The 22136-nt window shown below is 70.6% G+C and carries 18 protein-coding genes; 6 read left to right on the top strand and 12 right to left on the bottom strand.

Translation table 11 applies throughout. The features are described 5' to 3' along the window. Nucleotides 1–17: 17 nt before the first annotated feature. The 3 genes from SM116_RS06955 to SM116_RS06945 are packed head-to-tail and all read right to left on the bottom strand — an operon-like array spanning nt 18 to nt 4149. Entirely contained in the window at nt 18–1694 is a 1677-nt protein-coding gene (locus tag SM116_RS06955; RefSeq protein WP_320943728.1) for a ribonuclease J, read from the bottom strand. Nucleotides 1695–1750: 56 nt separating this feature from the next. Beyond that, on the bottom strand, nt 1751–2728 hold the full coding sequence (gene dapA / locus SM116_RS06950; protein WP_320943727.1) for a 4-hydroxy-tetrahydrodipicolinate synthase: 978 nt from the start codon (nt 2726–2728) through the stop codon (nt 1751–1753). A gap of 41 nt (nt 2729–2769) precedes the next feature. Beyond that, nucleotides 2770–4149 (bottom strand): M50 family metallopeptidase, encoded by a 1380-nt coding sequence (locus tag SM116_RS06945; protein WP_320943726.1) that lies wholly within the window; start codon nt 4147–4149, stop codon nt 2770–2772. A 63-nt stretch (nt 4150–4212) separates the two neighbouring features. On the opposite strand from SM116_RS06945, the gene SM116_RS06940 reads away from it, so the two are divergent. Beyond that, the gene (locus SM116_RS06940; protein ID WP_320943725.1) at nt 4213–5904 is read left to right on the top strand and encodes a Mur ligase family protein; all 1692 of its coding nucleotides are present in this window, start codon (nt 4213–4215) and stop codon (nt 5902–5904) included. Nucleotides 5905–5931: 27 nt separating this feature from the next. On the opposite strand, the gene dxr is transcribed toward SM116_RS06940, so the two are convergent. Both dxr and SM116_RS06930 read right to left on the bottom strand, forming a co-directional pair. Continuing rightward, complete coding sequence (dxr, locus tag SM116_RS06935) at nt 5932–7017, bottom strand: 1-deoxy-D-xylulose-5-phosphate reductoisomerase (RefSeq protein WP_320943724.1); 1086 nt, start codon at nt 7015–7017, stop codon at nt 5932–5934. 87 nt (nt 7018–7104) lie between these two features. After that, nucleotides 7105–8055 carry an FKBP-type peptidyl-prolyl cis-trans isomerase gene (locus tag SM116_RS06930; protein WP_320943723.1) on the bottom strand — a complete coding sequence of 317 codons (951 nt, stop codon included), beginning with the start codon at nt 8053–8055 and terminating at the stop codon, nt 7105–7107. Between the two features lie 218 nt (nt 8056–8273). On the opposite strand from SM116_RS06930, the gene SM116_RS06925 reads away from it, so the two are divergent. Further along, nucleotides 8274–8960, top strand: coding sequence for a lysophospholipid acyltransferase family protein (locus SM116_RS06925; protein ID WP_320944117.1), 687 nt, complete (start codon nt 8274–8276; stop codon nt 8958–8960). Nucleotides 8961–8963: 3 nt separating this feature from the next. Here SM116_RS06925 and SM116_RS06920 read toward each other — a convergent pair whose 3' ends face one another. Beyond that, complete coding sequence (locus SM116_RS06920) at nt 8964–9434, bottom strand: OsmC family protein (protein ID WP_320943722.1); 471 nt, start codon at nt 9432–9434, stop codon at nt 8964–8966. Between the two features lie 41 nt (nt 9435–9475). Here SM116_RS06920 and SM116_RS06915 point away from each other — a divergent pair, with 41 nt between their 5' ends. Beyond that, nucleotides 9476–10495, top strand: a complete 1020-nt coding sequence (locus tag SM116_RS06915) for an asparaginase (protein WP_320944116.1) — start codon at nt 9476–9478, stop codon at nt 10493–10495. A gap of 37 nt (nt 10496–10532) precedes the next feature. Next, nucleotides 10533–11648, top strand: coding sequence for an alanine dehydrogenase (ald, locus tag SM116_RS06910; protein ID WP_320943721.1), 1116 nt, complete (start codon nt 10533–10535; stop codon nt 11646–11648). Between the two features lie 53 nt (nt 11649–11701). Here ald and SM116_RS06905 read toward each other — a convergent pair whose 3' ends face one another. The 6 genes from SM116_RS06905 to SM116_RS06880 all read right to left on the bottom strand — a co-directional run bounded on the left by SM116_RS06905 (nt 11702) and on the right by SM116_RS06880 (nt 20846). Continuing rightward, nucleotides 11702–14485 carry an FtsK/SpoIIIE domain-containing protein gene (locus tag SM116_RS06905; protein ID WP_320943720.1) on the bottom strand — a complete coding sequence of 928 codons (2784 nt, stop codon included), beginning with the start codon at nt 14483–14485 and terminating at the stop codon, nt 11702–11704. Between the two features lie 60 nt (nt 14486–14545). Continuing rightward, entirely contained in the window at nt 14546–15334 is a 789-nt protein-coding gene (locus SM116_RS06900; protein WP_320943719.1) for a PP2C family protein-serine/threonine phosphatase, read from the bottom strand. A gap of 68 nt (nt 15335–15402) precedes the next feature. Then, nucleotides 15403–17439, bottom strand: a complete 2037-nt coding sequence (locus SM116_RS06895) for an ABC transporter ATP-binding protein (protein WP_320943718.1) — start codon at nt 17437–17439, stop codon at nt 15403–15405. Beyond that, nucleotides 17436–19169 (bottom strand): ABC transporter ATP-binding protein, encoded by a 1734-nt coding sequence (locus tag SM116_RS06890; RefSeq protein WP_320943717.1) that lies wholly within the window; start codon nt 19167–19169, stop codon nt 17436–17438. The genes SM116_RS06895 and SM116_RS06890 overlap by 4 nt, the downstream gene beginning before the upstream one ends. 1 nt (nt 19170) lies before the next feature. After that, entirely contained in the window at nt 19171–19809 is a 639-nt protein-coding gene (locus SM116_RS06885) for a TetR/AcrR family transcriptional regulator (RefSeq protein ID WP_320943716.1), read from the bottom strand. A 65-nt stretch (nt 19810–19874) separates the two neighbouring features. Further along, the gene (locus tag SM116_RS06880; RefSeq protein ID WP_320943715.1) at nt 19875–20846 is read right to left on the bottom strand and encodes an aldo/keto reductase; all 972 of its coding nucleotides are present in this window, start codon (nt 20844–20846) and stop codon (nt 19875–19877) included. A gap of 150 nt (nt 20847–20996) precedes the next feature. On the opposite strand from SM116_RS06880, the gene SM116_RS06875 reads away from it, so the two are divergent. Both SM116_RS06875 and SM116_RS06870 read left to right on the top strand, forming a co-directional pair. Continuing rightward, complete coding sequence (locus SM116_RS06875; RefSeq protein WP_320943714.1) at nt 20997–21527, top strand: DUF4870 domain-containing protein; 531 nt, start codon at nt 20997–20999, stop codon at nt 21525–21527. A 102-nt stretch (nt 21528–21629) separates the two neighbouring features. Further along, on the top strand, nt 21630–22133 hold the full coding sequence (locus SM116_RS06870) for a DUF4282 domain-containing protein (protein WP_320943713.1): 504 nt from the start codon (nt 21630–21632) through the stop codon (nt 22131–22133). Nucleotides 22134–22136: the final 3 nt, after the last annotated feature.

Below are 22136 nucleotides of genomic sequence, written 5' to 3'. Positions count from 1 at the left end.
AGCCTCGCGCGGCGGCCTCAGGCCTCGATGACGAGCGGCACGATCATGGGGCGGCGGCGCAGCCGCTGGTTCACCCAGCGTCCGATGGTGCGGCGCACGACCTGCGACAGGGCGTGGCTGTCCCGCACGCCGTTGCCGGCGGCCTCGGCGAGGGCGAACGTGATCTTCGGAATGACGTCATCGAACACGGAGTCGTCCTCGGCGACGCCGCGAGCGTGCACCTCGGGTCCCGTGATGACGCGGCCGGTCGCGGCATCCACCACGACGATCACCGAGATGAAGCCCTCCTCGCCGAGGATGCGACGATCCTTCAGATCCGCGTCGGTGATCTCGCCGACCGTCGAGCCGTCGACGTAGACGAAGCCGAGGTCGAGCTGGCCCACCACCTCGGCGACCCCGTCGCGCAGGTCGACGACCGTCCCGTTCGAGCCGATGATCGTCCGCTCCTCGGGGATGCCCGTGTCCTGGGCGAGCCGTGCGTTGGCGATGAGATGCCGGTACTCGCCGTGGACGGGCAGCACGTTCTTCGGCTTGATGATGTTGTAGCAGTACAGGAGCTCCCCCGCTGCGGCGTGACCGGAGACGTGCACCTTCGCGTTGCCCTTGTGCACGACGGTGGCGCCGAGCTTCGTCAGGCCGTCGATGACGCGGTAGACCGCGTTCTCGTTGCCGGGGATCAGGCTCGAGGCCAGGATGACGGTGTCGCCGTGGCCGGGCTCGATCGCGTGATCGAGGTTCGCCATGCGCGAGAGCACCGCCATCGGCTCGCCCTGGGAGCCTGTGGACATGTAGACGATCTGGTCGTCGGCCAGGTCCTGCGCCTTCTTGTAGTCGATCAGGAGGCCGTCGGGGACGGTGAGGTAGCCGAGGTCCTGGGCGATCGTCATGTTGCGCACCATGCTGCGGCCGAGGAACGCGAGACGGCGCCCGTGGGCGGCCGCGGCATCCACCACCTGCTGCACCCGATGGACGTGACTCGAGAAGCTCGCCACGATGACCCGGCGCGGGGCCCGGCCGATCACCTGGTCGAGCACCGGCCCGATGCTGCGCTCGAGCGGCGTGAAGCCGGGGACGTCGGCGTTGGTCGAGTCGGGCAGGAAGAGGTCGACGCCCGCCTCCCCGAGCCGCGCGAACGCGCGCAGGTCGGTCAGGCGGCCGTCGAGCGGCAGCTGGTCCATCTTGAAGTCGCCGGTGGCGAGCACCGTGCCCGCCGGCGTCGTGATCGCGACCGCGAGCGCGTCGGGGATCGAGTGGTTGACCGCGATGAACTCGAGGTCGAACGGGCCCACCGTCTCGAGGTCGCCCTCGCTGACGGTGAGCGAGAACGGACGGATGCGGTGCTCCTTGAGCTTCGCCTCCGTGAGGGCGAGGGTCAGGCCCGAGCCGATGAGCGGGATGTCGCCCTTGAGGCGCAGCAGGTACGGCACCGCGCCGATGTGGTCCTCGTGACCGTGGGTCAGGACGACGCCGACGATGTCGTCGAGGCGGTCCTTGATCGGCTCGAAGTCCGGGAGGATCAGGTCCACGCCGGGCTGATGCTCCTCGGGGAACAGCACGCCGCAGTCGACGACCAGCAGCTTGCCCTCGTACTCGAAGACGGTCATGTTCCGGCCGACTTCGCCAAGGCCGCCGAGCGGCGTCACACGCAGGGTTCCGGGGACGAGGGCGGGCGGGTCGTACACGTTGTCGGGCATTCATGCCTCCTCGGGGATGCCGCGGCATCCCCCTCTAGCTGGCTTGCGCGAACGCGTTACCGTGTGGTGCCGTGCACCTTCGGCAGGGCGCCACCGGCGGCCGCATTGCGGTCGGGGCGGAAGTTGGAGAAGTCGGCGCCGGGCACGTCCTGGACGAGGGCGAGCTCGTCCTCGATCATCGCGGCCTCCCACTCCTCCGGCCCGACGAGCGGCAGGCGCACGCGCGGGCTCGAGATGCGGCCGAGGCCGTGCAGGACGTACTTGGTCGACACAGTCCCGGGCACATGGGTCATGAGCGCGCGCACGAGCGGCTCGAGGCGCTTGTGCTCGGCGGTGGCTGCGGCGAGGTCGCCGCGGTTCACCGCATCCACGATCGTCCGATACGGACGCGCGGTGACGTTCGCCGTCACGCCGATGAGCCCGGTCGCGCCGATCGCGAGATGCGGAAGGACGTTGGCGTCGTCGCCCGAGAAGTACATCAGGTCGGTCTGGTTGAGCACACGGCTGACCTCGCTGAAGTCGCCCTTGGCATCCTTGATGGCGAGGATGTTGGGATGCTTCGCCAGCCGCAGGATCGTCTCGTACTTGATCGGCACGCCCGTGCGACCCGGGATGTCGTACAGGATGACGGGCAGGTCGGTGGCGTCCGCGACCAGCCGGAAGTGGGTGAGGATGCCGGCCTGCGTGGGCTTGTTGTAGTACGGCGTGACGATCATGATGCCGTCGGCGCCGAGCTTCTCGCTGGCCTTGTAGAGCTCGATGGCGTGAGCGGTCTCGTTGGAGCCGCCGCCCGTGATGATCTTGGCGCGACCGGCTGCGACCTCCTTGCCCACCTCGACGAGCCGCAGCTTCTCGGCGTCGGTGAGCGTGCTCGTCTCACCCGTGGTGCCTGTGACGACGATGCCGTCGGCTCCGGCGTCGATGACGTCGTCCATGTGCTTCTCGACGGCGGGCCAGTCGACCTCGCCGTCGGCCGTCATGGGAGTGACGAGCGCGACGAGCACCTGACCGAAGGGATTGCCGGTGTGCGTCATGCACTCAGGCTATCGGACCGGGCGGTGGCCTCTCAGCCCCCTCAGCCGAACAGCGAGACCGGGTTGACGAAGTCCGCGACGATCAGCACGGCGCCCATCACGATGAGCGCGACGACGACGAGATACGTCACCGGCACGAGCTTCGCGGCATCCACCTGCGGCGGGGGCGGACGGCGGAACAGCTTCGCCCAGGACCGGCGCGCGCCGTCCCACAGCGCGATGGCGACGTGTCCGCCGTCGAGAGGCAGCAGCGGGATGAGGTTGAAGACGAAGAGGGCGATGTTGAGGGATGCGAGCAGCCCCAGCATCCCGGCCGCCCGGTCGAGGACGGGAGCGTCCGAGGATGCGACCTCGCCCGCGAGCACGCCCGCCCCGACGATGCTGAGCGGGCCGTTCGGGTCGCGCTGTCCGCCCGTGACGAGCGTCTCGGCCGTCTGATACACCTTGACCGGCATCTGCCACACGATGCCCGCGACGGCCCCGACGTTCTGCGCGGCGGCGGCCGGCCCCTCCCAGATCGGCTGGCGCACGTATTGCAGCTGCGGGCTCACGCCGACGAAGCCGACCTGGGTCGTCTGCGTCGTGCCGTCGGCGTTCTTGACCGGGACGCCGGAGGCGTCCGTCTTGTCGCGCGTCGCCAGCATCGGCGTCACGGTGAGGGTCTGCGTCTGCCCGTCACGGCGGATGACGAACGCGAGGTCCTGGTTCGGCGCATCCCGGACGATCGCCGACACCTCGGCGAAGGTCGAGACCGGCGTGCCGCCCACCGAGAGGATCTGGTCGCCCGCGCGCAGACGGGCCTGCGCTGCCGGGGACGCCGGGTCGGACGACTGGCACGTCGTGCGCTGCGTGTCCGCGGGGATCACGCACGCGGACACCGAGCCGACGGTCGTCGTCGCCGTCTTCACGCCGATGCCGCTGAACAGGATCGCGAACAGGACGACCGCCAGCAGGAGGTTCATGGTCGGCCCGCCGAGCATGATGACGATGCGCTTCCAGACCGGAAGCTTGTAGAAGACCCGGTCGTCGTCGGCACCCCGGAGCGTCTGGTCGTTGGCGGTCTGCGCATCCTGGACCATCGTCGCGAAGAACCCGCCGCCGGCGCGCCCGTCGCGCGCTCGCCCGTCGCGAGCTCTGCTCCCGCCGGCTCCGCCACCGGCCGATGCGGCGGCGAGCTCGGCCGAGGGCGGATACATGCCGGCCATGGAGATGTAGCCGCCCAGCGGGATCGCCTTGACGCCGTACTCGGTCTCGCCGTACGTGCGCGACCACAGCGTCGGGCCGAACCCGATCATGTACTGGCCGACGCGCACCCCGAATCGCTTCGCGGGGTACAGGTGCCCGAGCTCGTGCAGCGCGATGGACACGGCGAGCCCCACCACCATGATGAGGATGCCGATCACGAAGGCCACGACTGTCACCCCGCCAACGGTACTCGTGCGCGCTTTGAGTTCGCCCAACAGGCGGGGGAAGATGGATGCGCCATGCCGACAGCCCCTGATTCGCCGGTGCACCCCGCCGCACCCGCCAACCTGCCCCCCGTCCTCCGACCCGAGCATCCGCCCGTCCGCTCGCTCGACGAGCTCGCCCATCGCTTCGGCGGGGAGCTCCGTGGCGAGCCCGGGGTCACCCTGACGGGCATCACCCTCGCGACCGCCGATCTGCGCGCCGGCGAGGCGTTCGTCGCGATCCGCGGGGTCAACCGGCACGGCGCGGAGTTCGCCCGGGCCGCAGCGGACAAGGGCGCGGTCGCGGTCATCACCGACGCGGAGGGCGCCGGGATCGCTGCATCCGCGGGTCTTCCGATCGTGGTCGTCGACGACCCGCGGGCGCTTCTCGGCGACTTGTCCGCATGGGTCTACGGCACGGGTCCGGATGACGACATCCCGACCCTGTTCGCGACGACGGGCACCAACGGCAAGACGAGCGTCTCGCACCTGCTCGAAGGCATCCTCGGCCAGCTCGGGGTGACCACGGGGCTCTCGTCGACCGCCGAGCGGCACATCGCCGGGCAGGTCATCGTGTCGCGGCTCACGACGCCCGAGGCATCGGAGTTCCACGCGCTCCTCGCCCTGATGCGCGAACGCGGTGTCGAGGCCGTCGCCGTGGAGGTCAGCGCGCAGGCGCTCAGCCGACACCGCGTCGACGGTCTCGTGTTCGACGTCGCCGGGTTCACGAACCTCAGCCACGACCACCTCGACGACTACGCCGACATGCGCGAGTACTTCGAGGCGAAGATGGCGCTGTTCCGCCCCGACCGATCGCGGCGCGCGGTCATCTCGCTCGATTCCGAGCCCGGCGCGGAGGTCGCCGAGCGCTCCGAGGTGCCGTCCGTCACGATCGCGACACCGGCGATCGCCGCGGATCCGGAGGCTGCGGCGAAGGCCGACTGGATCGTCGAGATCCTCGACGAGCGCCCGACCGGTACCGAGTTCCGGCTGTCGTCGCGCGACGGGCGCAGCCTCACGACGGTCGTGCCGGTCATCGGCCGCCACATGGCCGCCAACGCGGGCCTCGCGATCGTCATGATCCTCGAGGGCGGCTACATGTGGGACGCCCTGGTCGGGGCGCTGGATGCCTCGGCCGGCGGCTCGGGCCGCATCGAGGCCTCCTTGCCCGGACGCACGCAGCTCGTCTCGGGCGAGAGCGGGCCCGCGGTCTACGTCGACTTCGGCCACTCCCCCGACGCGTTCGAGAAGACCCTCGCCGCGGTGCGGCGCGTGACGCCCGGCAAGGTGCTGTTCCTCTTCGGCGCCGACGGCGACCGCGACGCCACCAAGCGCCACGACATGGGCCGCACGGGCGTCGAGGGCAGCGACATCCTCATCATCACCGACCACCACCCGCGCTTCGAGGACCCGGACTCGATCCGCGCGACCCTCATCGAGGGCGCACGCCGGGCGCGCCCGGACGCGGTGATCCTCGAGTACACGCCGCCGGAGCGCGCGATCATCGAGGCGGTCGCGCTCGCCGGCGAGGGCGACGCGATCCTGTGGTGCGGCCCTGGGCACCAGGACTACCGCGACATCCGCGGCGCCCGCACGCCGTACTCGGCCCGCGAGCTCGCCCGGCGCGCGCTGCGCGACGCCGGCTGGCCGGTGCCCGATCCGCACTGGCCCGTGCCGTACCCCGAGGATGAGACGCCGCTCTCGGATCCCGAGAGGGAGTGGCGCTGACCGCCATCGGGTCTCGACCGCGTTCGCTCAGCGGCCGCCGGCGATCGCGCGATCCGCGACGTCCCTCGCCCAGCGCTCCGCCTCGGCGAGGGACTCGAGGGTGAGCGCGTCGGGTGGGTCGTGCGCATCCACGACGCGCTGGATCGTCTCGACGATGCCGAGGAACGACAGCCGGCCGTCGTGGAAGGCGTCGACCGCCTGCTCGTTCGCGGCGTTGAAGACCGCGGGATAGGTGCCTCCCGCGCGCCCGACCGCCTTCGCGAGGCGGACGGCGGGGAAGGCGTCGTCGTCGAGAGGCTCGAAGGTCCAGGACGCCGACGCCGTCCAGTCCAGCGGACGGCCGACGCCGCTCACCCGGTGCGGCCAGTCGAGGCCCAGCGAGATCGGCAGTCGCATGTCCGGCGGCGACGCCTGGGCGATCGTCGATCCGTCGCAGAACTCGACCATCGAGTGCACGATGGACTGCGGGTGGACGACCACCTCGATGTCGCCGAACGGGATGTCGAACAGGAGGTGCGCCTCGATGACCTCGAGGCCCTTGTTCACGAGCGTCGCGGAGTTGGTCGTCACGACCCGGCCCATGTTCCAGGTGGGATGCGCGAGCGCCTCGGCGGGCGTCACCTCCGCGAGCGACGCCCGCGAGCGACCGCGGAACGGGCCGCCGGAGGCGGTGACCACGAGCCGCCGCACTTCCGAGTGCTCGCCCGCGCGCAGGGCCTGCGCGATCGCGGAGTGCTCCGAGTCGACGGGCACGATCTGGCCGGGGGCGGCGAGCGCTGTGACGAGGTCGCCCCCGACGATCAGAGACTCCTTGTTGGCGAGCGCGAGCGTGCGGCCGCTCTCCAGCGCGGCGAGCGTCGAGCCGAGGCCGACGGATCCGGTGATGCCGTTGAGCACCACGTCCGCCTCGACGTCGCGCACGAGCTGCTCGGCCTCGGCGGCACCGAAGGCGGTGTTCTCGACACCGAACTCCGCGGCCTGGGCGGCCACCGCATCCCGGTTCGAACCGGCGGCGAGACCCACCACGTCGAAGCGCGTCGGGTTCGCGCGGATGACGTCGAGCGCCTGCGTCCCGATCGAGCCCGTGGAACCGAGGATGACGATGCGCCGCACGACCGTCAGCCTAGCGAGGTGCGCGCAGACGGATGCGCCCCCGGCGTCAAGCCGAGGGCGCATCGACAGCTGTCGCGGACCTGCCGCCTACTGTGAGGTCGTGTGCTGCGTGCCGAGGATGTCGACGACGAACACGAGCGTCGAGTTCGCCGGGATCGAGCCCTGTGCCTTGCTGCCGTAGCCGTCGGCCGGCGGGATGACGACGAGCACCTGCGAGCCGACCGTCTGACCCTCCAGGGCCTTCTGGAAGCCCTTGACGACACCGGTGGTCTGGAAGCTCGCGGGCGTGCCGCGCTTCCAGCTGGAGTCGAACTCCTTGCCGTCGTTCCACAGGACGCCCTTGTACTGCACGAGCACCTGGTCACCCGAGGCCACGGTCTCGCCGTCGCCCTTCTTGAGGGTGACGATCTTGGTCTCGGTCGGCGCTGTCGCGCCCTTCGGCATGGAGATCGAGGGCTCGCCGTCCTTCGCGAGCTTCACCGTCGGCAGGCCGGCCGTCGAGGCGGACTGGTCGGCGCCCCACGCCTTGGCCGGAACGACCTTCAGCAGATCCAGGACGTAGACCTCGCCCGGGGCGGTCTCGGTGCTGGGGAAAGCGGCGACCACACGAGTGCCGACGGGCGCGCAGCCGAAGACCTGGCCGAGCGGGCTGTCGGCCGAGATCTGCGACGGCAGCACCTCGCCCTTCTTGTAGCCCACCGAGCCGAGCTTCGCGCCGGTCTCGGTGTTGTAGGCGGTGAGTGCGTACTGCACGAGGTCCCCGGCCTTCACCTTCTGGCCGGTGCCCTCCGTGACGACGGTGCGCTGGATCTTCGAGACCGACAGCGGCTTGTCGAAAGTGGCGCTCGCCTCGCTGCCGACGTCGCCGGTGACCTTGACCGCCTTCACCGCGTCGCCTCCGGCGGCGACCGCGGAGCACAGGTCGGCACCGGCCGACGCGGACGGGGACGCCGTCGGCGTCGGAGACGACGAACAGCCGGCGAGCAGGAGCGCCGCGACAGCGGCGGCGGACAGGGCGGCGATCGGACGAATGCGCACGGAAACCTCACGAAAGAAAGAAGAAGGGAGTGCACTCATCCTGTCGCATGTTCGTGTGTCCGCGCTGGGAAGGGACCAGCAGACGCCCCATAACGGGACGGGAATGCATCCCGGAGTACCCTCTATAGGTGACTGAAGCGGAGACGTACGCGTCGGACGATGCCGAGCAGCCCGACGAAGAGCCGCGCACCGCCGGCTTCCTGTACGGCCTCATCCGCATGATCCTCGTGCCCCTCGTGCGCATCATCTATCGGCCGAACATCGAGGGCAGGCACAACGTACCCCGCGAGGGCGCGATCATCTTCGCGAGCAACCACCTCTCGTTCATCGACTCGATCGCGATCCCCGTCGTCGCGCCGCGCACGGTCCACTTCCTCGCCAAGTCGAGCTACTTCGAGGGGAAGGGCCTCTCCGGATGGCTCGCCCGCGAGTTCTTCGGCGCGATCGGTGCGAGCCCGGTGCGGCGCGGCGCGGGTCAGGCCGCGCTGGACGCCCTCGACCAGCAGCGACGGATGCTCGAGGCGGGCCAGGCGACGGCGATGTATCCGGAGGGCACCCGCTCCCTCGACGGGCGCCTCTACAAGGGCCGCACCGGTGTCGCCTACCTCGCACTCCAGACGGGCGCGCTCGTCGTGCCGGTGGGGCTCGTCAACACCGACAAGGTGATGCCCGTCGGCGCCAAGTTCCCCCGCACGCGCCCGCGCGTCTCCATCAAGTTCGGCGAGCCGCTGGACCTCTCCAAGCACGGCACCGCGGAGTCGGGCAAGGCGCGCCGCCTCGCCACAGACGAGATCATGGCGTCGATCCATGCCCTATCGGGCCAGGAGCTCGCGAACGCGTACAACGAAGCGCCCGCGCACGGCATCGACCGCATCAAGCAGGTCCTGCCGCACGAGCGGCTCTGATCGTCAGGCGACGCGCACCGTCGGCTCGACGCGCACCGGGAAGTTCACCGAGCTCGCGATGAAGCACCACTCGTGGGCCTGGTGGTGCGCCCGCATGGCGGCATCCTTCATCGACTCCTCGGCGATGATCACGTGCGGCCGCAGGATGACCTCGGTGAACCTGCCGCCCCCCTGGCCGTCCTCGAACATGATGCCGATCGCCTTGTCGGTGTAGCCGCGGACGATCACCCCCGCCTGGACGCACGCGTGCAGGTACGAGAGCAGATGGCACTCGGACAGCGCGGCCAGGAGCATGTCCTCGGGGTTCCATCGCGCCGGGTCGCCCCGGAACGGCTTGTCGGACGACGCCGGCAGATCGGGCTTGCCGTGGATCGACAGGGTGACCGACCGGTCGTAGTCGCGGTAGCCGCTGGTGCCGGTTCCGCGGTCGCCGGTCCAGACGGATGTGACGGTATAGCGGTGCTCGCCGAACATCCCGTCAGTATTCCATCCCGATGACCCTCTCCGCCTGGGTGATGCACGACGCCCGCAGTAGGCTGGGTGCCGTGCCGGAGACCTTCACAGCCGAAGCCGCCGTCGAGCTCGCCGTCGTCGAACGCAGCGGGTTCATCGAGTCCCGGCACATCGGGACCGCGATCGTGCTCGCACCCGACGGGACCGTCTCGGGCACGTGGGGCGACGCCTCCGCGCTGATCCTCCCGCGCTCGAGCATGAAGCCGCTCCAGGCGCTCGGCTCGATCACCGCCGGCGCCCAGGTCGAGGGCCCGCAGCTCGCCCTCGCCACGGCGAGCCACTCGGGCACGGACAGTCACGCCGCCGTCGTGCGCAGCATCCTCGAGACCGCCGGGGTCGGCGAGGACGACCTCGGCTGCCCGCCCGCGTGGCCGAGCGATCAGGCGACCCGCGACGACATGGTGCGCGAGCGCGACCAGCCGGGGCGCGTGCGGATGAACTGCTCCGGCAAGCATGCGACGATGCTGCTGGCCTGCACGGTCAACGGCTGGGACACGGCGACCTACCTCGAGCCGAATCACCCGGTGCAGATCCACATCCGCGAGCTCATCGAGCGGATGACCGGCGAGCGCATGGCGGCGACCGCGATCGACGGATGCGGTGCCCCGGTGTACGCCATGACCCTCGCGGGGCTGGCGCGCGCCATCCATCGCATCGGCGGGTCGTCCGAATCATCGCCGTTCGCCCTGCACCGGGCCGCGGGTGCGCTCGTCCGCGCCGTGCGCGAGAACCCGTGGGGGATCGCCGGCCCCGGACAGCCGGACACCGTCCTCATCGAGCGCCTCGGCGTCTTCGCCAAGGGCGGAGCCGAGGGCGTCCACGTGATGGTCGCGCCCGACGGCACGACCGTCGCCCTCAAGATGCTCGACGGCAGCGGCCGGGCAACAGCCGCCGTCGCCCTGCGCCTCCTCGAGAAGGCCGGAGCACTTCGTTCTTCCGACGTCGCGGACGCGATGTCGCTGCTTCCGCTGTCGGTGCTCGGCGGCGGTCGTGATGTCGGGATCATTCGCCCGACCGTGTGAGGCTGCGCCGCATGGGCGCACAGAAAGAGCGATATCAATGAGGATCAGCGTCCCCACCGAGGTCAAGAACAACGAGTACCGTGTCGCGCTGACACCCGCGGGAGTCCACGACCTGGTGTCGGCCGGCCACGAGGTCATCGTGCAGTCGGGCGCCGGCGCCGGATCGTCCATGCCGGATGACGAATACCTGGCTGCGGGAGCGACGCTCGTCGGCGACCCGGCAGAGGTCTGGGCCCGAGCCGAGCTGCTGCTGAAGGTCAAGGAGCCGATCGCCTCGGAGTACGGGTACTTCCGCGACGACCTCGTGATCTTCACCTATCTGCACCTGGCCGCCGACCGGCCGCTCACCGACCGCCTCCTCGCCGACGGCGTGACGGCGATCGCCTACGAGACCGTCCAGCTCGCCGGCGGCGGCCTGCCGCTGCTCGCCCCGATGAGCGAGGTCGCGGGGCGCCTCGCGCCCATGGTGGGCGCGTCGACCCTGATGCGCTCCGCCGGCGGCCTCGGCCTGCTCATGTCGGGCGTCCCCGGAACCCGCCCGGCTCGCGTCACGGTGATCGGCGGCGGCGTCGCGGGTGCGAACTCGGCCGTGATCGCCGCGGGCATGGGCGCCGACGTCACGATCTTCGACACGAACATCCAGCGTCTGCGGTTCCTCGACGACCACTTCCAGGGCCGTATCAAGACCGCCGCATCCAACCCGCTCGACCTCGACCGCGCAGTCGTGGACGCCGATCTGGTGATCGGCTCGGTGCTCATCCCCGGCGCCAAGGCGCCGAAGCTCGTCACGAACGACATGGTGGCGCGCATGCGCCCGGGTTCGGTGCTCGTGGACATCGCCGTCGACCAGGGCGGATGCTTCGCGGACACGCACCCCACGACCCACGACGACCCCACGTTCACGGTGCACGGCTCGGTGTTCTACTGCGTGGCCAACATGCCCGGAGCCGTTCCCAACACGTCGACCTCGGCACTGACCAACGCGACGCTGCCCTACATCCGGCAGATCGCACGCCGTGGCTGGAAGGACGCGCTGGGCGCGGACGCTGCGCTCGCCGGAGGGCTCAATGTCGTCGGCGGCTCCGTCGTCAACGCGGGCGTCGCCACGGCGCACGGCCTCGAGCTCGGCTCCCTGGAGGACGCGATCGCCTGATCGACGCGTGAGTGCGGGCCCCTGGCGCATCGACCCGTCTCGGAGGTCCGCACTCACCGCGCCGCAGGCATCCACTGCACGCGGCTCGACGGCACGCCGGGAAGGATCCGCCATCCCCTGCCCGCTGCAGGAGTGCAGTAGGGCGGCAGCTCGCGGTCGCCGGTGAGGGCGCGGTAGTCGGGTGCGCACGCCGCGTCGATCAGCAGCTCGCCGGCGTCGCGGACCGCATCGAGCACACGCCAGGCCCGCTGCCACGCCTCGGGATCGCCGACGACGACCGTGCCGCGGGCATCGCGCAGCTCCGCCGGCTCCACGACCGACCGCACATCGATGATCCGATGACCGTCGCGCGACGCCGGAAGCGCGGCGCCGTTGCGGACGACGAGGCCCGTGAGCCGGTCCGAAGGATGCCACCGCGGCACGTCTTCGGTCGGTGGCATCCGTAACCCGCCCGTCAGAGCGACCTGCACCGCGCGGCCGTCGAGCTCGCCCCGCCCGGGCGGGAGGTCGCGGCGCCACAGCTCCGGAGTGCCTCCGGCGGCGAGGTGATCGGAGCGGGTCGCGGAGGCGAGGAGGAGCCGCCGTGGGATCAGCTCGGCGATGCGTGCGCTCGCCCCGGCCGGCCGCTGGACGCCGACCAGCAGGCGCACGCCGGCGTCGCCCGCTCCGCGGGCCAGCCGTTCCAGCCGCTCGGCGACCACCTGCGCGTGATCGAGCGGGTAGCGCCCGATCAGGGCGTCGAGGTCGTCGACGACGACCACCGTGCCCGGCGGCGCGTGTTGCGCCCGCTCGACGGCGTCCCATGCGCCCTCGAGGTCGCTCGGCACGATGAGGAGCCCGTCGTCCGCGACCTGGGCGGCGAGCGTGCGCAGGGCCGTGCTGCGTCCGGTGCCCGCCGCGCCGGTGACGACGAGCCCGCGTTCGCGCGCACCGAGGGCGACGCGCGACTGGCGCTGGCGATCGGGCTCGTCGGCGAGCCCGATGACGAGCTCGCCCTCGCCGAGTCGGTCGCCGGAGCCGAGCAGGTCCGCGAGCTCGATGCGGGTGCTGAGCTCGGGGAGCCACGGACGGCGCACCGCCGGAACGGGTGCGCAGCGCTCGCCGACGGCGGCGATCAGCTCGGCGTCGGCGAGGGCGACCCGCAGGCGCTGCGGCTCGTGGTCCGCGGCACGGCGGACGAGTGCGATGCCGCGCGCCTGCGCACCGCCCGGAAGTGCGGCGGCGGCGTCGGTGCCGACGACCGCTCGGCTGTCCGCGGCATCCGTCACCCGCAGACTGACCCGCAGCGGGCAGTTCGCGAGCAACGCGTCGCGCACGACGCCCGACGCGCGCTGCGTCCCGAGGATCAGGTGCATCCCGAGCGCTCGGCCGCGCGCCGCGACATCCGTGAACACCGCGTGCAGATCGGGGTGCATGCCCAGGAGGGCCGCGAACTCGTCCACGACGATGACGAGGCGCGCGAGGTCGCCGCGCTCGTCACGGATGTCGCGCACACCCGCGGCCGCCAGCGCGCCCTCGCGGCGCCGCAGCTCCGCGCGCAGGCTCTCGACCGCCCGACGGGCTCCCGCCTCGTCGAGGTCCGTGATGATCCCGGCAACGTGCGGGAGCGCGCGCAGGGGCTCGAACGCCGTGCCCCCCTTGAAGTCGACGAGAAGGAACGTGAGCTCACCCGGCGGGTGGGTCGCGCACAGCGAGGTGACCCAGGTGGTGAGGAGCTCGCTCTTGCCCGATCCGGTCACTCCGGCGACGACGGCATGCGGGCCGTCTCCGACGAGGTCGATCGACACCGGGGACCTCCCGCTCCGGCCGATGACGGCGGTGAGCGATCCCCGTACGGCGGCCGGAGGCGCTCCCGCGGGAAGGAGATCGGCCAGCAACACGGGTCCCTCGCCGTCGCCTCCCCCGCCGGCGCGGGCGGCGAGCGCGCGCGCGACCGCGTGCGCCTGAACGAGCGACACCGCCTCCACCCCGACTGTCTGCGACTCTCCTGCGTGCTGGAGCGTCGCCTGGGTCGGACCGGTCAGGGTGAGCACGGCCCCGCATCGCGGAGGGACGTGCTGACCGGGGACCGCGCGGGCGATGACGACGTCCACCGAAGAGGTCGGCGACGCGTCAGGCCCGCAGATGACCAGGGTCGGGGTGTCCGCGGACCGAGAGACCGTGTGCGGCAGCTCTCGGACCCATGACCTGTCCTCGCCCACGCCAGGAAGGACGCGCAGCTCATCGGGCGATCGGCTCAGACACACCTGCAGGACGAGTGCCCGCAGGACGGCCTCCGCGAGCGGCTCGGGTCCGACGACGGCCACACCGTCGGTCAGCGGCACCGTCACCGGCGCCCCGTCCAGACGCATGGCCCGGGCGCGCAGCGCCGCGTCGTCGGTGCCGTCGCCCCCGCCCGTCACCCGCAGGGCGCTCGCCTGCGACCCCCTGCCGACGACGATCGCCTCGCGCCTGCCGGGAACGGGCCGCCACACGCCGGCGTCGGTGAAGCAGAGGGACCCGGCATCCGGATGCCGGACCTCGAGCGCCGCCCGCTCGGCATCGTGGCGCAGCCTGATCTCGTCCGCGACGCGATCGCGGGCGGCCGCCGCCTCGCGGTCCGTGCGCCGCCGATCACGCCGCGCAGCGCGCGCGCCGTCGAGGAGCGTGGCCACGGCGATCAGCGGGCCGAGGGCGGCGAACCACAGCATCGCGTACGACCCGGTCACGAGGGCGAGTGCACCCGCGCCGACGATCGGGACCACCGAGGCGAGCAGCGGCACCGGGGCGCGGCGCGGTGGCTCGGCAGGAGCGGGCAGGCTGAGCGGCGAGGCGGGGTCGACGGCGATCGGGCGCATCGCACCAGTCCAGTGCCGGGCTGGCCCGGAGCGATCCCCGCGCAGCCGGCCCGTGGAGCGTCAGCTCCCGTCGTCCTCCGTGGAGGAGACCCCGACGTTCAGGACGATGATGGTGATGTTGTCGCGGCCGCCGTTCTCAAGCGCAGCGGCGAGCATGGCCTCGACGGCCTCGGCGGGGTCGGCGTGCTCCGAGAGGAAATGCTGGATGCCGTAATCCGTCAGCTCCTTGGTGAGCCCGTCCGAGCACACGACGAAGCGGTCGCCGTCGACGAGGTCGAGACGCACGTAATCCGGAACCACGCCCTCGCTGGGTCCGACCGCGCGCGTGATGACGTTGCCGTACGGGTGGTGCTCGGCCTCCTCGGGGCTGAGCCGGCCCGCGGCGACGAGCTCCTGCACCACGGAGTGGTCGGTCGTGATCTGGATGAGATCGTCGTCGCGCACGAGGTAGACGCGGGAATCGCCGATGTTGAGCGTCACCCAGTGCGGGTCACCGGCGGCGGTGTCGAGGAAGACTCCCGTGACCGTGGTGCCGGTGCCGTCGTCCGTCGCACCCGGGTGGGCGGCGATGTCCTGGACGGCCTTCTCGAGCGCGGCCTCGATCGTGTGCGCCGTGACCTCGCCCGTCTCGGCGACGGCGCGCAGACGCTCGATCGTCCGCGAGCTCGCGATCTCGCCGCCGATGTGGCCGCCCATGCCGTCGGCCACGACGAACAGCGGATACAGCGTGAGCACCGCATCCTGGTTGATCTCACGCCGCCGACCCGTGTCGGTGGCCTCGGCCCACGACAGGCGCAGCTCTCCATCGGCCAGCGGGACGGTCCGGACCTCCGTCGTCACGTCGGGCACACGACCTCCCCTCGACCGACCACACGCAGCACCGCGCGCAGACGGTGCCTCACATCCTAGTGGAACGCCTATGCACCGCCGACAGCGGGTGCGCCCGCGGCGCGGGCAGCGGGCATCCCTGCGGGGACCGTGCCGCTCTCCTCTTCCGCGGCGCCCTCGAACTGCGCGTTGTACAGGCGCCAGTACGCGCCCTTCGCCGCGAGCAGCTGATCGTGGTCGCCCTGCTCGACGATCCCGCCGTTCTCCATCACGAGGATGAGATGGGCATCCCGGATCGTCGACAGCCGGTGGGCGATGACGAACGAGGTGCGGTCTGCGCGCAGCCGCGACATCGCCCGCTGGATGAGCAGCTCGGTGCGGGTGTCGACCGACGACGTGGCCTCGTCGAGGATCAGGATGCGAGGATCCGCAAGGAACGCCCGCGCGATGGTGACGAGCTGGCGCTCGCCCATCGAGAGGTTCGAGGCGTCGTCGTCGAGCATGGTGTCGTAGCCGTCGGGAAGAGCGTGGACGAACCGGTCGACGTACGCGGCGGTCGCCGCCTGCACGATCTCCTCCTCCGTCGCATCCGGGCGGCCGTATGCGATGTTCTCGCGGATCGTGCCGGAGAACAGCCACGTGTCCTGCAGGACCATTCCGGTGCGCGCACGCAGATCGGCCCGCGTCATCCGTCTCGTGTCGACGCCGTCCAGGGCGATCGTGCCGGCGTCCACGTCGTAGAACCGCATGATGAGGTTCACGAGCGTCGTCTTGCCTGCTCCGGTGGGACCGACGATGGCGACCGTGCTGCCGGGCTCGGCCGTGAGGTTGAGGTCGTGGATCAGCGGCTTGTCGGCGATGTAGCGGAAGTCGACACCGTCGAATTCGAGCGTCGCCGCGTCCTCCTCCGCGGTCTCGGCCTCGTCGGGCTCGGGCGTCTCGTCCCTCTCGTCGAGCAGCTCGAACACGCGCTCCGCGCTCGCGACGCCGGACTGCAGGAGGTTCATCATGGAGCCGAGCTGGGCGAGCGGCTGGGTGAACTGGCGCGAGTACTGGATGAAGGCCTGCACGTCGCCGATCGAGATCACGCCGTTGGCCACCTGGATGCCGCCGACCACCGCGATGGCGACGTAGACGAGGTTCCCGATGAACTGCATGGCGGGCATGATGATGCCCGACACGAACTGCGCGCCGAAACTGGCTTTGTACACCGCCTCGTTCTCGCCGCGGAAGTCCTGCTCCACCTCCTTCTGGTGCCCGAACACCTTGACGATGGCATGGCCGGAGTAGGTCTCCTCCACGCGCGCGTTGAGTGTGCCTGTCGCCTTCCACTGCGCGATGAACAGCTTCTGCGAACGCCTGGCGACCACCACGGTCACCAGGAGAGTGAGCGGGATCGTGACGAGCGCGATCACGGCGAGCAGCGGCGAGATCGTGAACATCATGATCATGACGCCGACGACCGTGAGCAGGGAGATGACGACCTGCGAGATCGTCTGCTGCAGCGACTGCCCGATGTTGTCGACATCGTTCGTGACCCGGCTGAGCAGCTCGCCGCGCTGCACGCTGTCGTAGTACGACAGCGGCAGGCGGTGGACCTTGTCCTCGACCTGCGTGCGCAGCCGATGCATCCCGCGCTGCACGATCCCGTTGAGCAGGCGCGCCTGGAGGTACGCGAACAGGCTCGCGAAGACGTACAGCGCGAGCACCCCCGTGAGGATGAGCGCGAGCTGCGGGAAGTCGATGCCGGCGCCCGGCGTGAACGTCATGCCCGACAGCAGATCGGCCTGCTGCGTGTGGCCCGTGGCGCGCAGCCCGTCGATGATCTGCTGCTGGGTGGTGCCGGGCGGCAGGTTCTTGAACTGCAGGGAGGCGAAACCGGCGACGACCACGTTGGTCGCAGCGCCCAGGAGCTTCGGCCCCATGACGTTCAGGGCGACGCTGATCGCGCCGAGCAGCACCACCACCACGAGGAGGGTGGCGTCCGGCTTGAGCGTGCCGAGGAGCCGCTTGGCGCTCGGCCCGAAGTTCTGCGCCTTCTGGACCGGCTGGCCCATGCCGCCGAACGGTCCGCGGCCGCCGCCCATCGGGCCTCGGCGCTGCTCCGCCTGCTGGGTGCCGCTCATGCTGCCGCCTCCACGGAGAGCTGCGATTCGACGATCTCGCGATACGTGACGTTCGTCTCGACCAGATCGTCGTGCGTGCCGAGGCCGACGATGCGCCCGTGGTCGAGCACGATGATCTGATCGGCATGCTGGATGGTGGACACCCGCTGGGCCACCACGATGCGCGTCGCATCGGGCAGATGCGTGTCGAGCGCGCGGCGCAGGGCGGCATCCGTCGCGAGATCGAGAGCCGAGAACGAGTCGTCGAAGATGTAGACCTCCGGACGCTTCACGAGCGCCCGCGCGATCGCGAGCCTCTGCCGCTGCCCGCCGGAGACGTTCGTGCCGCCCTGGGCGATGGAGCCCCCGAGCCCCTCCGGCATCGCGCTGACGAAGTCGCCGGCCTGCGCGAGTTCGAGCGCGCGCCACAGGTCGTCGTCGGTCGCCTCGCCGTCGCCGTAGCGGAGATTGGATGCGACGGTCCCGGAGAAGAGGAACGCCCGCTGCGGGACGAGCCCGATGCGCTCCCACAGTTCGTCGGGGTCGTACTCGCGCACGTCCACCCCGTCGATCGTGACACTCCCGGACGTGACGTCGAACAGCCGCGGGATCAGGCCGACGAGCGTGGTCTTGCCGGCTCCCGTCGACCCGATGATCGCGGTCGTCGTACCGGGCTCGACCGCGAAGGTGATGTCGTGCAGGACGGCCTCCTCGGCACCCGGGTAGGCGAAATCGACGTGGTCGAACACGACCCGCCCGGCGGGCACCGGCGCGTCCGCGGGGACCTCGGGCGCCGAGACCGACGCATCCGTCTCGAGGACCTCGCCGATGCGGTTCGCGCAGACCGCCGCGCGCGGGATCATGACGAACATGAAGGTCGCCATCATGACGCCCATGAGGATCTGCATCATGTAGCTGAGGAAGGCCATGATCGTGCCGATCTGCGTCGTGCCGTCCTGCACCTGGAACGCCCCGAACCAGATCACCGCGACGCTCGAGACGTTCAGCACGAGCATGACGGCCGGGAACATCAGCGCCATGTAGTTGCCGGCGCGCCACCCGGTGTCGCGCACCGCGGCGCTCGCCGTCTCGAAGCGGTTGCGCTCGTGATCCTCGCGGACGAAGGCCCGCACCACGCGGATGCCGGTCAGCTGCTCGCGCATGACCTGGTTGACGCGGTCGATCTTGACCTGCATCGAGCGGAACGCCGGCACCATCCGCGTCACGATGAGGGTCACGATGATCAGGAGCACCGGCACCGACACGAGCATCAGCCAGGAGAGCCCGGCATCCTCTCTGATCGCGAAGATCACGCCGCCGATCGCGAGCATCGGCGCGGCCACCATGACGGTCGCCGACATCTGCACGAGCATCTGCACCTGCTGGACGTCGTTCGTGTTGCGGGTGATGAGCGACGGCGCGCCGAACTGGCCGACCTCGCGCTGCGAGAACCCGACCACGCGGTGGAACAGGTCGCCGCGGAGGTCGCGACCCATCCCCATCGCGAGGCGCGAGCCGAAGTACACGGCGATGATGGCGCAGATGATCTGTCCGAAGGAGACCATGAGCATCATGCCGCCGGTGCGCCAGATGTACGGGATGTCGCCCTTGAGCACGCCCGTGTTGATGATGTCCGCCTGCAGGGTGGGCAGCCACAGCGACGCGATCGACTGCGCGAGCTGGAACACGACCACGCCGATGATGAGCGCCCACCCGGGCTTCAGATAGCGAACGAGCAGCTTCCCCAGCATGTCAGTCCTTCCCGCCGTCGGTGCCGCCGCGGGGCTCGCCCGCGATTCCGTAGAGAATGAAGTGGACGAGCTCCTCGTCCGTGAGTCCTTGCGCGTCGCCGAACCGGCGAGCGTTGGCTGCGACGCCCGCGATGCTCATGATCGCCGCCAGCCGGTCGACCGGGATGGTCAGCCGGTCGGCGTCGGTTTCGAAGGCCGCCGCGATGGCCGTCTGGTATTCGTCGTCGCGCGGTCGGTGCATGATCTGGGGGATGTCCTCGCGCGGGACGAGGGCCACCATCCGGAACATGTTCTGCATCCAGATCCGCGTGCCGTGGACGAGCAGCGCCACCTTCTCCTCGAGCGGCAGGGCGGGGTCGACCAGCCCGTCCGCCATGCGGGCCTGCGACTGCTCCATGAAGGTCTGGACGGCGGCCCGGACGAGCGAGTCCTTGTCGCCGAACGCGCGGAAGATCGTGCCCTCGGCGATGCCGAGCTCGTCCGCGAGCTGGCGGGTCGTCAGCGCCGCGCCGTGCTCGAGGAACAGCGGCACCGCCTGCTCGGCGATCATCCGTCTGCGGTCGTCGGGCGCCATCGGCTGCGCGCGGGTGCGTGCGGCCGCGTCCGCCCCGGATTCGCTCTCGGTGGATACGTCGATCACGGGTCGACTTTAACTGAGTGAGCACTCACTCCGCAACGAAACAGTGTTCGCCCGGGGCGGACGGGCTACACCTCGGCCGGCGCGGGGAAGAAGCCGTCGATGGCGGCGAGGTCGTCGGCGTTCGGGGTCCAGGCCGAGGATGCCGCGGCATTCGCGCGCACCTGCTCGGCGCTCGTCGCGCCGGCGATGACGCTCGCGATCGCGGGGCGCGCGAGCATCCACCCGTACGTGGCCTCGAGCATCGAGATGCCGCGCTCGTCGCAGAACGCCTGGTACGCCTCGAGCGCGTCCCACGGTGCGTCGCGCCACAAGTGGGGGCGCTGGCGCATGATGCGGCTCGAGTCGGGGCCGCCCTCGCGGCTGAACTTGCCGGTGAGCAGGCCGTTGTACAGCGGGAAGAACGGGAAGAACCCGAGCCCGAAGCGCTCGACGGCGGGCAGGACCTCTTTCTCCGCCGAGCGGCGCAGCAGGCTGTACTCGTTCTGGGCCGACACGAACGGGATGTCGTGGCCCAGCTGCGCGGTGAAGTGGGCCTCCGCGATCTGCCACCCCGCGAAGTTCGAGTGGCCGAGGTAGCGGACCTTCCCCTCCCGGACGAGGTCGGTCAGAGCATCCAGCGTCTCGTCGATCGGGGTGGCGGCATCCGGCGTGTGCAGCTGGTAGAGGTCGATCCAGTCCGTCTGCAGCCGCCGCAGCGATGCCTCGACAGCGCGGCGGATATACGTGCGCGACGCCTTCGCACCGCCGAGGGTCGCCGGTCCGACCGCCGAGTGCCCGAACTTCGTGGCGATGACGACCTCGTCGCGACGACCGCGCAGCGCCTCGCCCATGAGCGTCTCGGACAGCCCGAACTCCTTGCCGTACATGTCTGCCGTGTCCAGGAACGTCACCCCCGCCGCGATCGCGGCGTCGAGCACCTCCCGCGTGCCCTCCAGCGTCTCGGTGCGCGTGCCCGCGCGGCCGAAGTTGTTGCAGCCGAGTCCGGCGGCCGAGACGAGGAGGCCGGATGCCCCGACCCTGCGCTGCGGTGTATCCATGAGCGGTTCCCATCCTCTGTATTGATGTACGGCGCGTGCCGGCGATCGTTGCGGCCGCCGGAGGCGCACGACTACCGTATCGATCAGCCTCGGCCCTCGGCTGTGCGCGAGCAGTCTCCCCGAGTGACCACAGACAGAAAGGCACCTCAGATGAGCGACCCGAACGCGGCCGTGCCCGGAGACCCGAACACCCCGCCCCCTGCCCAGCCCCAGTCGCCGTATACACCGCCGCCTGCCGGAGCCCAGCAGCCCCCTCAGTACCAGCAGCCGCCGCAGTACCAGCAGCCGCCGCAGTATGCGCCCGGCGCAGCCGCCCCCCTCTCGCCCGACGCCGACCGTCAGGCGGCGATGTGGGCCAACATCGGTGGGATCGTCGGCTTCCTGCCGTCCCTGCTGATCTGGCTCATCCTGAAGGATCGCGGTCCGCGCACCAACGTCGAGGCGAAGGAGGCGCTGAACTGGCAGATCACCTTCACGATCGTCTACATCGCGCTCGTCATCGTCGTCAACATCGTCAACGGCGTGCTGTGGGCGGCCGGCCTCGGGCCGGTGACCATCCTCATCGGCCTCCTCCCGTTCGCCCTGTGGGTGCTGAACGTGATCTGGTCGATCATGGGCGGCGTGCGCGTGAACGCCGGTGGCTCCTACCGCTACCCGATCAACTTCCGCTTCATCAAGTAGCAGCTCGATCGAAGGCCCGGATGCCGTCGCATCCGGGCCTTCGTCGTGTCCGGCGGATAGCCTGGCGGGACCGCTACGCGCAGCATTCGTCGAGAGGACACCATGTCGGACGACACCACTCCCCCGATTCCCGAGCAATCCGCGGACGAGGCCGCCCGCCGCACGCCCCCTCCGCCGGCGGCTGGTCCATCGGCGACCGCGACACCGGTCGCAGACGTCGACGACACCGGCGCTGGTACGGTCGGCGACGACGTCACGGCGATCGGCCGCGGATTCTTCAGCGCTCTGTTCGACGTCTCGTTCCGCACGTTCATCACGCGCCGGCTCGCCGGCGTGTTCTACATCGTCGGCCTCATCGGCATCGCCATCGGGTTCCTCGTCTACTTCATCTCGGGGATCGTCCGGGGCATCAGCCTGCTCGTCGCCCCCTCGGTCATCGCCGGGCACGTCGGCGCCGGCATCGCTCTGCTCCTGGCCACGATCATCCTCGTGCCGCTCGTGAGCTTCTTCGCGGTGATCGTGCTGAGGTTCCTGATCGAGGCGGTCGTCGCCCTCATCGCGATCGCCGAGAACACCGAGCGCACGGCTCAGAACACCCGGGGCTGAGCC

The sequence above is a fragment of the Microbacterium rhizosphaerae genome, from assembly GCF_034120055.1.
In the GTDB taxonomy this organism is placed as follows: Bacteria; Actinomycetota; Actinomycetes; order Actinomycetales; family Microbacteriaceae; genus Microbacterium; species Microbacterium rhizosphaerae.
The sequence above is the reverse complement of the archived record's forward strand: the minus strand, read 5'-3'. Positions and strand labels throughout refer to the sequence as shown.

Coding starts and splice junctions, on each gene's coding strand:
- SM116_RS06890 (WP_320943717.1), bottom strand. CDS start 19,169: ATGCTGGGGAAGCTGCTCGTTCGCTATCTGAAGCCCGGGTGGGCGCTC.
- SM116_RS06955 (WP_320943728.1), bottom strand. CDS start 1,694: ATGCCCGACAACGTGTACGACCCGCCCGCCCTCGTCCCCGGAACCCTG.
- SM116_RS06925 (WP_320944117.1), top strand. CDS start 8,274: ATGATCCTCGTGCCCCTCGTGCGCATCATCTATCGGCCGAACATCGAG.
- SM116_RS06905 (WP_320943720.1), bottom strand. CDS start 14,485: ATGCGCCCGATCGCCGTCGACCCCGCCTCGCCGCTCAGCCTGCCCGCT.
- ald (WP_320943721.1), top strand. CDS start 10,533: ATGAGGATCAGCGTCCCCACCGAGGTCAAGAACAACGAGTACCGTGTC.
- SM116_RS06880 (WP_320943715.1), bottom strand. CDS start 20,846: ATGGATACACCGCAGCGCAGGGTCGGGGCATCCGGCCTCCTCGTCTCG.
- SM116_RS06940 (WP_320943725.1), top strand. CDS start 4,213: ATGCCGACAGCCCCTGATTCGCCGGTGCACCCCGCCGCACCCGCCAAC.
- SM116_RS06895 (WP_320943718.1), bottom strand. CDS start 17,439: ATGAGCGGCACCCAGCAGGCGGAGCAGCGCCGAGGCCCGATGGGCGGC.
- SM116_RS06920 (WP_320943722.1), bottom strand. CDS start 9,434: ATGTTCGGCGAGCACCGCTATACCGTCACATCCGTCTGGACCGGCGAC.
- dapA (WP_320943727.1), bottom strand. CDS start 2,728: ATGACGCACACCGGCAATCCCTTCGGTCAGGTGCTCGTCGCGCTCGTC.
- SM116_RS06870 (WP_320943713.1), top strand. CDS start 21,630: ATGTCGGACGACACCACTCCCCCGATTCCCGAGCAATCCGCGGACGAG.
- SM116_RS06915 (WP_320944116.1), top strand. CDS start 9,476: ATGCACGACGCCCGCAGTAGGCTGGGTGCCGTGCCGGAGACCTTCACA.
- SM116_RS06875 (WP_320943714.1), top strand. CDS start 20,997: ATGAGCGACCCGAACGCGGCCGTGCCCGGAGACCCGAACACCCCGCCC.